General features: G+C 52.4%; 12 protein-coding genes and 1 pseudogene. 4 read left to right on the plus strand and 9 right to left on the minus strand.

Features of this window, described 5'->3' with window-relative positions; translation table 11 throughout:
* Nucleotides 1–16: 16 nt before the first annotated feature.
* On the minus strand, nt 17–451 hold the full coding sequence (locus INT21_RS11930) for a hypothetical protein (protein ID WP_193085230.1): 435 nt from the start codon (nt 449–451) through the stop codon (nt 17–19).
* Nucleotides 452–694: 243 nt separating this feature from the next.
* Between INT21_RS11930 and INT21_RS11935 the strand changes: the two genes are divergently transcribed.
* Nucleotides 695–2425, plus strand: coding sequence for a proline--tRNA ligase (locus INT21_RS11935; RefSeq protein WP_193085231.1), 1731 nt, complete (start codon nt 695–697; stop codon nt 2423–2425).
* Between the two features lie 97 nt (nt 2426–2522).
* On the opposite strand, the gene INT21_RS11940 is transcribed toward INT21_RS11935, so the two are convergent.
* The 6 genes from INT21_RS11940 to INT21_RS11960 all read right to left on the minus strand — a co-directional run bounded on the left by INT21_RS11940 (nt 2523) and on the right by INT21_RS11960 (nt 6968).
* Nucleotides 2523–3746: a PqqD family peptide modification chaperone gene (locus tag INT21_RS11940; protein ID WP_193085232.1), complete on the minus strand. Its 1224-nt coding sequence runs from the start codon at nt 3744–3746 to the stop codon at nt 2523–2525.
* A gap of 50 nt (nt 3747–3796) precedes the next feature.
* The gene (locus INT21_RS11945; RefSeq protein ID WP_193085233.1) at nt 3797–3955 is read right to left on the minus strand and encodes a hypothetical protein; all 159 of its coding nucleotides are present in this window, start codon (nt 3953–3955) and stop codon (nt 3797–3799) included.
* Between the two features lie 277 nt (nt 3956–4232).
* A complete protein-coding gene (locus INT21_RS11950; RefSeq protein ID WP_319022697.1) occupies nt 4233–5420 on the minus strand; it encodes a GGDEF domain-containing protein in 1188 nt (395 codons plus the stop codon).
* On the minus strand, nt 5387–5899 hold the full coding sequence (locus INT21_RS11955; RefSeq protein WP_193085234.1) for a hypothetical protein: 513 nt from the start codon (nt 5897–5899) through the stop codon (nt 5387–5389). Before INT21_RS11955 ends, INT21_RS11950 begins: the two co-directional genes overlap by 34 nt.
* A 182-nt stretch (nt 5900–6081) precedes the next feature.
* Nucleotides 6082–6207 (minus strand): cytochrome c oxidase subunit CcoM, encoded by a 126-nt coding sequence (ccoM, locus tag INT21_RS20780; protein ID WP_269768700.1) that lies wholly within the window; start codon nt 6205–6207, stop codon nt 6082–6084.
* A gap of 242 nt (nt 6208–6449) precedes the next feature.
* The gene (locus INT21_RS11960; protein ID WP_193085235.1) at nt 6450–6968 is read right to left on the minus strand and encodes an FKBP-type peptidyl-prolyl cis-trans isomerase; all 519 of its coding nucleotides are present in this window, start codon (nt 6966–6968) and stop codon (nt 6450–6452) included.
* 118 nt (nt 6969–7086) lie between these two features.
* Between INT21_RS11960 and INT21_RS11965 the strand changes: the two genes are divergently transcribed.
* Nucleotides 7087–8457 (plus strand): AmpG family muropeptide MFS transporter, encoded by a 1371-nt coding sequence (locus INT21_RS11965; RefSeq protein ID WP_193085236.1) that lies wholly within the window; start codon nt 7087–7089, stop codon nt 8455–8457.
* A 2-nt stretch (nt 8458–8459) separates the two neighbouring features.
* Here the strand turns inward: INT21_RS11965 and INT21_RS11970 are convergent, their stop codons facing one another.
* Complete coding sequence (locus INT21_RS11970) at nt 8460–10280, minus strand: SEC-C domain-containing protein (RefSeq protein WP_089038553.1); 1821 nt, start codon at nt 10278–10280, stop codon at nt 8460–8462.
* 82 nt (nt 10281–10362) lie between these two features.
* On the minus strand, nt 10363–11610 hold the full coding sequence (locus tag INT21_RS11975; RefSeq protein WP_193085237.1) for an ABC1 kinase family protein: 1248 nt from the start codon (nt 11608–11610) through the stop codon (nt 10363–10365).
* Between the two features lie 192 nt (nt 11611–11802).
* On the opposite strand from INT21_RS11975, the pseudogene INT21_RS11980 reads away from it, so the two are divergent.
* Both INT21_RS11980 and INT21_RS11985 read left to right on the plus strand, forming a co-directional pair.
* A pseudogene (locus tag INT21_RS11980) lies at nt 11803–12117 on the plus strand (toprim domain-containing protein); the annotation flags it as partial.
* Nucleotides 12118–12198: 81 nt separating this feature from the next.
* Complete coding sequence (locus INT21_RS11985) at nt 12199–12834, plus strand: hypothetical protein (RefSeq protein ID WP_193085238.1); 636 nt, start codon at nt 12199–12201, stop codon at nt 12832–12834.
* Nucleotides 12835–12872: the final 38 nt, after the last annotated feature.

The following is a 12872-nucleotide window of genomic DNA, read 5'->3' on the forward strand; positions in this document are numbered from 1 at the left end:
ACATGCGGTTTACGCATTACATCGTCGCGAGGCGTTCTTCATCCAGTACGCCCGACATCCGCACCATGGCTAACGCTTCATCCAGGCTGGCCACTTCTTCCATCATCAATAATTCGTTTTCCAAGCTAATCGGCTGTCCCGCTTTATCTGACAGCAGCTTTTCCAGCGAAGCTACGTCCATAGCGTCGTCTAAGTGGTGAATATCTACCGACGCACTGCTCGCACTTGGTAAGTAGATAGTGCCATTAGAGAAATCCACGGCATAAGCGATAACGCCTGGCACAATAAAAAACAGTAAGCCGACACCGTTAGCGATCGCCACCACTGGGTCAACATTACCGCTCATTTGCCCTTTACGCTCAGGATGAAAAAGCGTTCCACAACCACTTAACGTTACAATGGAGACACCAACAATGGCCCCCGTTAACCAACGGCGTACTGCTTGCTGCATGAAGGTTCCCTCAAAGTCCTAACGTACCGATAGCTGGAGAAGATGCGGCTGTTTGCCCACTGCTATCGAGCCACAAAACCGGGCAAGTTTAACACATTTGCTTACCAGCACACGCCAAGCTGTTAACGTAGGGTTTTGCCGCCTTACTCGCTTAGCCGTACAATGCCGCATTCAGCGCTAGTTTAAGCGCTACATTACTAAACGATTAAGCATCACCCCTACCAACAAGGAATGCTCACGCCCATGCGCGCCAGCCAATTATTGATTGCGACATTAAAAGAAACCCCGGCCGACGCTGAAGTCATCAGCCACCAGTTAATGCTGCGCGCCGGTATGATCCGTCGTCTTACCTCTGGCCTCTATACGTGGCTGCCGCTTGGCCTACGCACGCTGCGTAAGGTTGAAGCCATTGTCCGCGAAGAGATGAACCGTGCCGGCGCTCAGGAAGTATTAATGCCCGCCGTGCAACCTGCTGACCTATGGCAAGAGTCTGGCCGTTGGGAGCAGTACGGCCCGGAGCTACTACGCCTGAAAGATCGCCACGAGCGTGACTACTGCGTAGGCCCGACCCATGAGGAAGTCATTACTGATTTGGTGCGCAAAGAGATTGCCAGCTACAAGCAACTGCCGGTTAATTTTTACCAAATCCAAACTAAGTTCCGTGACGAGATTCGCCCGCGCTTTGGGGTGATGCGTTCTCGCGAATTCATTATGAAGGATGCTTACTCCTTCCACCTGGACGAAGCTTCCCTCAAAGAGACTTACCAGACGATGTATGATGCCTATACACGCATCTTCACCCGCCTGGGTCTCGATTTCCGCCCTGTGATTGCTGATAACGGCTCGATTGGTGGCACGGGTTCTCACGAATTCCACGTGCTAGCAGAATCCGGCGAAGATGATATCGTGTTCTCCAACGCATCCGATTACGCCGCTAATATGGAAAAAGCTGAGGCTCTGCCCGCGCCGCTAGGCAGCAACGCCGAGCGTGTAGCCCCCAGCGAAGAGATGCATCTGGTCGATACGCCCAACGCTAAGACAATTGCCGCCCTGGTAGAGCAGCATGGCCTGCCGATTGAGAAAACCATCAAGACACTGATGGTGCATGCCGCTGAAGGTGGTTTGATTGCCCTGCTAATCCGTGGTGATCATGAGCTTAATGAAGTCAAAGCTGAAAACCTGCCCCAGGTAGCCGCTCCGCTCACCATGGCGAACGAAGAAGAAATCCGCGCCGTGGTTGGCGCTGGCCCAGGCTCACTTGGCCCAGTTGGCCTAAACATGCCGATCATTATTGATCACAGCGTGGCGCTTATGAGTGACTTTGGTGCGGGCGCAAACATCGATGGCAAGCACTACTTCGGCATTAACTGGGAGCGTGACGTGGCGCTGCCCCAAGTTGCCGATCTACGTAACGTTGTCGAAGGTGACCCTTCGCCGGACGGCAAAGGCACGCTGTCTATCAAACGTGGTATTGAAGTAGGCCACGTCTTCCAGCTTGGACAAAAGTACTCCGAAGCAATGAACGCGACGGTGCTGGGCGACAACGGCAAAACCAGCCATCCGTGGATGGGCTGCTATGGCATCGGTGTTACCCGTGTGGTCGCTGCCGCCATTGAGCAAAACCACGATGATTCAGGCATTATCTGGCCAAACGCTATCGCACCGTTCCAAGTAGCGTTGGTGCCGATGAATGCCCACAAATCACAACGTGTGCGCGAAGAGTCCGAACGTCTCTATCAAGCGCTAACAGCTGCCGGGTTAGATGTACTGCTTGATGACCGCGACACGCGTCCCGGCGTCAAGTTTGCTGACCTGGAACTTATGGGTGTGCCCCACCGTTTAGTGATTGGTGATCGCGGTTTGGATAACGGCGAGCTGGAATACAAAGGCCGCAGGGATAACGAGGCAACTATGGTTGCGGCTGAAACAATCGTTGATTTCCTACGCGAAAAAGCAGGGCTAATCAGCGCATAAGCGTTTATAACGGCCACGCAGCGCTAAAACCGCTTCGTGGCCAATAAAAGAGACACTGGCAGGCATCATCAGTTAGGTTGCCTCGCCAGTGCCAGCGCTAATCGGCGACAGGCTGCACTAACCCCAAGCTGATCAATTGGCCTAATAACTGGCAGATATCCCGCCTGATACTTTGCCTACTGGCGCCCGTAAAAAAAGCCATTAAGGTATCAATAATTTCCTCTTGGCATAGAGCCTCATGCTGCAGCAGCGCCCACACGGCTCTACTCGTCACATTCAAACGATGAATTTCGCCGCCCTCTTTCGCAATGACGAACAGCTCTTCACCCAATGGGAACTCATGCGCCACCGGGCTGATTTGCCACTTGCGCGCGTCGTTTGCTGCCAGTGCCTGGCTCTGCTTCAACGACTCCGGCTCCGTTTGGCGGCGATACGAATTCATCGCCACACCACTGTCAAGCAACCTATCGCTATCTATCTCAGCTGCCAGCCACGTTGCCGCTTCATAAGCATCTCGATAGCGGATTAAAAAACATGGTAAATCTTTTAAGAGTGGCAAAAAGCGCTCAATCAACGCCTGATCCGACTCATGCTCAGCGAAATTCTGCTGCAACAACTGCCATAATCCATCTCCCGGCTGCAGACGAACCAGCTGTGGCTCACTGAGCGATTCATCGCGCTCAATAAGCAGTACGGCGCCTAGCGGACAACGCATCCCATGCGATGCCAGTTGCTGCTCATTTAACGCCAGATAGCCATAGCGATCATCATGAGGCCCTAGGTGGTTGGCAACAAACTGATGAAACTCCGGCGCAAGGGTTTCTGGCAACGGCAAGCGCAGTCTAGGTGCAACGCCCAGCGCTATCCCTTCACCACAACTATTGAGTGCCAGCACATCATCGCCAAACACCCGATAACCAGCCGCGGCGAACGCCCCCGTGAGCGTGCTTTTACCCGCTCGATGACTATCCGGAAATATTACTAGCTGTTGATTAACCTCTACCGCCCCACAGTGAAGCCCAATATGCTCAGGATGATGTCGAAGATAAGCCCCCGCTAAATCAGCAATCACGCTGCATGCGGTTCCTGCCGGTGTATCTAATAACATGCCTCCCGGCAGGGCCGGCGCTTCCTGCCAGTAACCATTAGGATGCCGCCAAACACAAATAGAGGGTGCGTGCTGTTGAGCCTCACAGGGCGTTAGCCGCCAGCCTGGCATGGCTTGATGAATCACTGGCAGTAGCCGCTCTGCATCAATCAAGCGTATGCAAGGGCCAACATTTTCCAACGCATAATCGACAGCAATCGAAGTGGTAGACACGGCACCCACCCCTTACCAGCGAGGTAATAAGCGGCTTATGCGAATCTCAATCACAGCGTCTCCATCCCAACGGGAGCGCTGTGGGCGAGCGTAGTAAGGACGTGAATGATGGGGACGTGAATGCCTGGGTTTAGAATAATGGGGTCTTGAATAGCTTGGCCTTGAATAGCTATGTCTTGAATAACGTGAACGGGAATGGTGATGTTCACGCGCTTCAGCTTGCCCCATGGAAAACAGCGTAGGGGCCACGTAAAGTGCAGCGGCACCAAGCCCTAAACTTGCTAGCACTTGACGTCGTGAACGCCGTTTATTCAGCAGGGAATCGGCTTCATTGCTCATATCAGCACTCCGGATTAGTCACTAGAAAGGTTATGAAACACTGTTTTAAAAACAATCCTAGCCTCGAAGCACACAGCAAACCACTGGCTGAGCGTCACTTTCCCATTGTTTACTTTTTTTAACTACACTCAGCGTTTTGTGGAAACATTATGCAGCTGCAGTAATTTGCCAACCATTACGGCCTGCGCTCTTTACTCGGTAAAGCGCCTTATCAGCAGCTTTATAGGCACTTGGAAAGGTGGCATCCCCTGCGGTAAAGCACACTGCACCAATACTCAAGGTGACCCTTTCATTGTGCGGATGCGCGGGGTGTTTGAAATCAGCCTGCTCTAAAACAGACGTTAATTGATCACAGTAGCCAATCAATAACGCATCATCATCACAAGGCAATACTGCGGCAAACTCATCCCCGCCTAATCGGTATAGTTTTGCCTCTGCTCCCAGTACATATTTCAGCAGACTGGCTAAGCGCCGTAACAGTTGATCCCCCTCAGGATGCCCCAGTGAATCGTTGTACTGCTTAAAGAAGTCGATATCGACCAAGATCAAAGCAAGCGCAGCCCCTTCTTTGGTAGCGACATCCTGATGCAGCGCACTGCGGTTACCTATCCCCGTCAGCGGATCACGCATCGCATGCTGCATCCAGGCTATGGTTTGCTTAGTCGCATGCTCTGTACGCCGTAACTGACGCTCATGCATTACCCAAAACAGCAGCCCTAGTGCAAAAATCACCATGCTCGAATAGGTGAGAATCTGATTATACCGTCGGGTGCTTTCGGAAAACTCATTAATTGCCATACCACGCAGGTCGAGCTGATTCATCTCAATGTTCGTTAAACAATCAATTGGGCCCAACAGTTCAGCTGCAGCATCAAACGGTGTCACGGTAGTTTCTGTAAGGCGCTCTGTTAGTAAATTGAGGGTTTGTAAACTCGGCTGGGTACAGCTGTACCTTTGACGATATACCTCGACATCAATTAGCCCATAGGCAAGATCGAGATTAAGCCTAACCGTTTGTCGCTGTTCATCGTCAAAGGGCTGTTCGCTTAACAAATGTTGTTGGGCGAGCTGTAAATATGCCCGAGACCTGGTAGCCAATTGCTGCCCTGTCAAATTGCCTGTCTGGCTGAAGTAAGCCTGTATTTCGGGATATACCCAGCGCGCCTCATAAACAATAACTACCATCAATGCCATAAAACTCATGAGGCTCAATGATAACCACGTTACATAGCGGCGCTTCCTAGCGAAAGGAACGGGGGGTGGCAGTGGTACGGCAGGTGGAGAAGGCGGCGGCTCAATGATCACCAACGGGCCTCGATACTTCGAATCATCCATATCCAGTCGTTGAACTCACGCAGGCTCTTGATATCACGCTGATCATTATAAGCCAGATCAACCAGCCGCAATGGCCCCCGCGAACGCAATGTAAGTGGCTCTCCACTCTCTGCCGTGACCATTAACCACTTAGGATCATCCCAGCCATCTAACGTCACTTCGTAATCATCCCATGTCGTAAAGTGCAATGCGGGAGGAACTTCGCCAAACTGATTAATGAGAAAGCGACGGAATTCAAGCCCATGCATCTCTAGTTCTCGGCCTTGAAAAGGATCAAATACTGGCGAGGTAATCGTAGATTGTTGGCGCAACTCATTAAGAGAGAGTGCTGTGGTTTTTTCACCATTAATTATGCTTAATGCTTGAGCATAGACAGGCATTGATAGCCAGCTAAGTAATAGAAGAATACAGGCAACACTAGCTTTGGGATAATGATGAGCGCAACAGCGTATGGCAACGATTGAATTAGCAGCATTCATGGCAAATGGCTTCCTTGCGGTACAATGCCTTATTGTACAACTAGGTACTTTACCAGACGATTAATGCGAATACTCGAAAACATAGTTTTAATTAATAAAAAAGCCGACCCAACTGGGCCGGCAACAGGAAGCTCGCTGTTAAAAGCAAGCTCCCTCCCCTGACGACGGTCACCACAACGGCGTTAATGCTTTTTACGTTCATCCTTACGGAGGTGGTCGCGTACAATAAAACCTACCCAACCAACCATAAAAGCAATCATTAACGCGACAGTAACTAGACCGAAAATAACAGCATCATCCCAATACATGGTGATCCCCTCCTGCCGTGATGTATGACACCATCCTAGTGCGTTAATCGCGGCAGGAAGCTGACCTGGGTCAAGCTTTTCAGCGGGGTTATTTGCGGCCCATCAGGAACTTGATATGGGTCAGTTTTTAACGCTTAAAATACGCTGCAGCTTTAAAATACACTGTCAATTTTGAGCACGCTGAAGATTTAAGGCCTGTGAAACTTAAAGTCTGTGAAACTTAAAGCCCCTAAAACTTGCTGCTAAAGCACTTTTCGATCTTCTACTTTGCTGTGTTCGGTTCCCGGCGGTAGAGGGTGGCCTTTCGCCAGCTCTGCACGGGTCGCATCACGCACATCCAGCACGTTTACTTGATAGCGAAGCGTATGGCCTGCCAGCGGATGATTTGTATCGACCGTTACCATGTCCCCATCAATACTCATCACCGTGACAATTTGCGGGCCTGCTTCACCTTCTGTTTGGAAACGGCTACCGGGTTCAAGCGCTGCGCTGCCAAACGATGCACGACTCACCTGTTGCACCAAGTCTTCATTACGGATGCCGTAGGCATCAGCAGGCGCAAGCGTGACACGCAGCTCATCTCCAGCGGCTTTATCTTCCAGAGCACTCTCTAAACCGGGCAAAATATTAGCGTGTCCATGGAGGTACTCTAAGGGCTTATCACGCGCGTTGGAGTCATCTAGCACGCGGGTACTGCCATCGCTAAGCACATCGCTTAACACGTAGTGTAAAGTGACTACTTGATGGGCTGTAATCGACATTGAAAACTCCTCTCCGGTAAGCTATCGGCTTTGTCATGGATATCAGGCCTAGTCTACCACTGAGCGGTTTTTAGCGGGCCTCGATGCAGACGTTTTCTTTCCTGGAGTGTTAACCAACATGCCCACCCCTACTCCCCAGCGCAGCTGGCTGGATGCGCTAGGTATTTACTGTCGTGCACCTGTTATCACCATGCTGTTTCTAGGTTTTTCAGCAGGCTTACCTTTTTTGCTGGTGTTTTCGACTCTCTCTGCATGGCTACGCAGTGACGGCGTTGAAGTGGCCGCCATTGGCTTCTTCGCCTGGATTGGCATGCTCTACTCAATCAAGTTTTTTTGGGCACCTATCGTTGACCGACTTGCCCTGCCGATCTTAACCCGCACGCTTGGCCAGCGGCGTGGCTGGATGCTGCTTGCCCAGGGGATGATTGCGGCAGGGCTAATTGGCTTAGCGGGAGTCAGCCCAGTAGGCAACCTAGGCTGGGTAGCCGCCTTTGCGCTGTTGATAGCTTTTGGCTCGGCCACCCAGGATATCGCCATTGACGCGTATCGCATCGAATCCGCGGATGACGATGTACAAGCAGCGATGGCCTCTACTTACATTATCGGTTACCGCGGTGGGCTGTTAGCGGCAGGTGCCGGGGCGCTGTATGTGGCATCAGCGATTTCCTGGAACGCCGCGTATCTGTGTATGGCGGCGCTTGTGGGCATTGGCGTGCTCACCGTGCTGATTCGACCTGAACCAAAGCGCGCCTCGCTGACGGTTCAGCTCATTCACGAACCCAAGGTACGCGCCTTCATTCGTGCCAGCCGTGGCCAACCGAAAGCTTTGCGACGTCTAGGTGCTTGGGTGATTGGCGCCATTGTGTGCCCTTTTACCGACTTCTTCCGCCGCTATGGGGCGAAGGCGTTGGGCATTTTAGTGTTTATCGCGGTGTTCCGAATTAGCGACCTTGCCATGGCCTCTATGGCAAATCCGCTGTATATCGATTTAGGCTTTTCACTGGCCACCATCGCCAACGTCACCAATATTTTTGGTATTGCCATGAGTATAACGGGGGGCATTCTTGGCGGCTTGCTGGTTGCTCGCTACGGCATTGGGCCACTGCTGATCATTGGCGCAGGCTTTGTCATGGTGACCAACCTGCTGTTTGCCGCGTTAGCGTTGATAGGTAACCAACTCCCCATGCTGGTCGTCACCATTATTGGCGATAATCTTGCCAATGGCTTAGCCAGCGCTGTCTTTATTGCGTTTCTTTCCAGCTTAACGTCGCGGGCTTATACCGCCACCCAATACGCACTGTTTTCGTCGCTAATGACGTTACCAGGGAAGTTTCTGAGCGGTTTTGGCGGGCTGGTTGTTACGGCTCAGGGATACACCACTTTCTTCATAGTGGCCACTCTGCTCGGTTTACCCGCCATTCTGCTAGCCATCTGGATCAGCCGGGATAAGCAGTTGGTGCCTACCCCAGTGATCGCAGAGGCAAAATAAAGCTAGCGGTGATCCGCCAACCACGCCAGCGCGCCTGGCGTGGTGCGCCACTGGTCACGCATCAATGTACGATACTGCCACGCTTCCGCACGGGAGCCGGGATCGACCTGACCATCCGCGTGAGGCATTGAAGGCCGCGGGTTCTCGGCACATAACAGCTCTATCGCATGACGATTATGAGCGACCACATCCGCCAGCGCTGCTTCAGCGGCATCGTGCTTTTCCAATCGATACAGCGCCAGTGTACGGCCCATTAATAACCCCAACTCTAAAGAGCCATCATCTTTTTGGGGCTCATCAGTGAGCGCTAACGCTTCTTCATTGCGGTCATCACGCAGCAATTGATCAAGTACTAACTCTCTTAAGCCAAGGCTATCTTCCTGGTCTATGGCTAGCAGCTCTTCGGCCAACTCGCGGGAGTGCTGGCGCGCGCCGCGCTCCATCCCCACCACCAGCGCAAGGCCGGTGCGCAGTAGCATGGCGTTATCGGCATCGTCCCAACACAGGCTGCCGTCACCGGCTGCACGGGCCTGCTCAAGCCAGCGAGAAAGGCGCAGTGCCAGCGGTTCCAGCAAGCTCGGTGCCATCCACGGCAGGCTACCAAAGCGGCTAGTCAGTGCTAACGTTACATCTTGCACTACCTGGGGGGCATCCAACCATTCTGGGTGAGCACATAGCTCAGACATCCACTCTATCGCGTTACCCCAGGGGTCATCGCGAAAGCCCAAGGCGACCTCTTCATCGACCATGACCTGAAACTGTTCGTGCCAAGCCGCAAACAGGGTTTCTTCACGAGCAGTGGTGGTGTAGTGCAACCTACCGGAATCGGCATCTTGCTCAATGGTCAGCTTCGGTGCGATAGGAAGTGCAGCCAACAGCGCCTGTAGCGATACCAGCGGCGTCGCCATATCTTCTTCGGCGCTCAACAACTGGTCGGCCAAGGTAGCACCAGGATTTTCAGCCAGCGCTGCCAGGAATTCGAGCTGCTCTTCATCCAAGTCGCCCTGGCGAACCAAGCGGCGGTACCAGAAGTTAGCTCGCTCTTTGGCCTCTTCCTCATGACCTTCATGCAGCAGCAACATGGCTTCAATGTAGGCTAGTGTCGGCGAATCCGGTAGCGCCTGCTGGGCTTTCACGAACGCAGCGCGGGCGCTGTCTAAGTCGTCGTTATCCAGGTGCATGAGGCACAACCGCTCAAGCGCCACGCCACGTAAAAACAGTGGGCCGCGTTCCATAACGTCATCAAGCAGGTCAGCACGCTTGCGGGTAAAACCGCGCTCTTGATAAATATCTAACAGAATTTCAAACGCAGGTTCGGCCTGCTCCGGCAAGCGCGACCAATCACTGCCGTCGAACAGTGACTCAAGAATCTGCATTGAACGACCGGTTTGACCGCTTTCAGCAGCAATCAACCCGGCTTCTAATAACGCCTGGGCAGGTGCTTGCTGGCTTTCCAGCGCCGCTTTTAGCGTTGCGCCTTTCCACTCACGCAGGGAAAGCATCCACATCATCTGCTCAGGGATATCCGTGGGGAAGTCAACGCGGTAGCAGCACTGTTTGAATTTACGTCCTGAATCACACCAGCAAGGTTCGTTGCGCCCTGGGGTAGCCAACGGTTCGTTCGCAAAATTAAGCCGTTCTAGCGGCGTTTGCGACCATAAAATAGGCGCAAGCGCCTGGGCAGTTGCCACATCGCCATTAAACGAATCTGCGCCTTCGTCACGTACCCAGGTCATAAAATCGGGGTAGTGTTCCTGTTTCCTAATTGCCGAGAGTGCCCCAGAGGCAAATCCCAGCAGTTGATCGACCCATACCGCCAGCATTGCCGTCTCCACTGTCTTCAAAACGCTATTGAAAAGCGCAATAGTCTAGCATGACAGGCGGCGCTCCCGCAGCGGCAATTAGTTAGCGACTACGCGCCCAGGCTAGCAGTGGCTCGGTGCGGCTATGCATATCAAGACGCGCTTGCAGACGTACTAAGTTCCAGTAGTGCCCATTCAGTGCCCGGGAGAGCAGCAAGGTATCCGCAGGTGGTTGCAGTCGATCCATGGCAGCCCACACTTTGGGCGTTAGCTCGCGCAGGCGACGGTGTACCCGCACATCGCTGAAGTCCTGCTCACCAGGGCAGAATAGTGGTGACACGCACTCAGCGGACTCTCGATAAAGCGCCAGCGGCGCACCCTGCCCCTGGCGGCCGCCCATTTTCATTAACGCATCATCCATTGCCATCGGGTCTTGCGCCAAGGTGGCATCTAATAGCTGCATCATGGCTTTTAGGCGCGCTTCGGGCACCGGTATCACTGCACCAAAATCGTAGATGATCAGGCGACCTTCAGCATCCGCCGCGAAGTTACCGGCGTGGGGGTCGGCATGCAGTTCACCGTAGGTAAACAGCTCCTCGGTAATCCAATCAGCCAACGCCACGGCCACTTTCTGACGAGTGCCATCATCGGTGCTTTCTAAATCCCGCAGCGGTGTACCGTCTACAAAGCGCATAGCAAGGACATGCTGGCCAGATAACTCAAACAGTGGTTCGGGTATGACCAGTTGAGGATTATCCTGATACCGCTCGCGATAGCGAGCCAGAGCTCGTGCTTCTGCGTGATAATCCAACTCTTCACGCAGCCCCGCCGCCAACTCTTCAAACAGCGCATCCAAACGCGCTTGGGGTACTTTGAACCAGCGACCCAAGCTCATGATCCGTTTTACCTGCTTAAGATCGCTTTCCAACACATCCGCAAGCCCTGGGTACTGCACTTTCAGCACCACGGTTTCACCTACTTGGGTGACGGCTTTATGCACCTGCCCCATGGAAGCGCTGGCAAACGGGCGCTCTTCTATATCGCTAAAGTACTGATCAATATCGCCATATTGCAGCACCAACGCTTCACGGATACGCGGCCAAGGCATTGGTTCTGCTTGACGCTGCAAGCGAGCAAGCTCATTAGCCAGGTCTGGGGGCAGTAGGTCATCCCACTGGGACATAATTTGCGCCAGCTTCATGGCCGGACCTTTCAGCTCCGAAAGCCCTTCAAACAGCGCTTCACCAAGCGCCCGCCAGTCCGCTTGACCACCTAGACGAGTTTTCAGCAACGCCCCGCCCGTGCGGGCACCCAGACCCAATAAACGTCGTGTTCTGCCGCGCTCGCGCATGAAAATCGCCTCATTAATTGCTTTTTGACAGCTTACTCAATTTGTTAATTTTATACAAAAACTATACACAACAATAAATTCATCCATTTACAAAACAACTCACTAGCCATCTATCACACGAGCTACACGCTAACCTGTTGCGGGTTCTGCTAAGATGGCAACTTGTTGTTACCAGACAGGGCTAGACACTGTATGCGCTTGATTATCGCCGAGAAACCCAGCCTTGCACGGGCCATAGCCGACGCGCTGCCCGGCAGCGCAAAACGCCAGGATGGCGCTATGACCTGCGGCGACACCACCGTCACTTGGTGCCTAGGCCACTTGCTAGAACAAGCCCCGCCCGAAGCCTACGATCCTGCCGATAAACAGTGGCGGCTAGATCGGCTACCCATTGTGCCGCAGCAGTGGAAACTGATGCCGCGCCCCAAGGCGCGAGGGCAACTGGCAGTGATTCGCAAGCTGATTAAGCAGGCCACTAGCGTGGTGCACGCTGGCGATCCAGATCGCGCACTGTTACGATTTTTCTATTGAATACGATTGTTACGTATAAAATCTGAGAAATGGTGAAATTACGGCATGGAGGCTTGCGTGGGCATAGTGCTATGGGAAGTTCCTGACTTTGTTGTAGATCAGTCAATTAACAGAAAGATTGATAGCGGCACCGGAGAGCTATCAATATGCTTTGAAGGATCTGGCAATTCTCTAGGCAAACTTCCTCTCTTATACAAGGAGGACGGTAGCAGCATTAGAGTCGCGAATATTTGGCTGATCCATTTAAAAGCCAATTTGCGTAAGAAAGCGGTTAACACTCAAGCCCAGGCATTACTTCACTATTTCACATTCCTAAATAATATAGGCATGGCTTGGGACACTATGCCTGCCGCCCTTAGAAAAAGGCCTACCTATGGGTTCAAGAAGCACCTTCGTGAAGCATATAAAAATGGAGATATAGCTAGATCTACTGCCAATAGCTATATGGGCGTCGTGATCAAGTTTTATAAATTTTATCTGGCTAGAAATCACCCATTTGAACACCCACCGTTTAAGTACGAGATAGTCAAAGTCAATACGAGTGGGTCACATGAGTATATGAGAAAAACATTGATTCATGTGGACACCACTGATCTAAGATTAAAGCTACCAAATGATACGAGCTATTATGGCCTATCACGCAAACTGCTTCCAATGAATCATCAGGAATGGCGCGTCGCTAAAAAATACTAAGTGGTTATGCAAAAGTTATCGAGTTACTTTTTCCGTAA

Origin of the sequence: Halomonas sp. 3F2F, from assembly GCF_014897805.1 — a bacterium.
Lineage (GTDB): Bacteria > Pseudomonadota > Gammaproteobacteria > Pseudomonadales > Halomonadaceae > Vreelandella.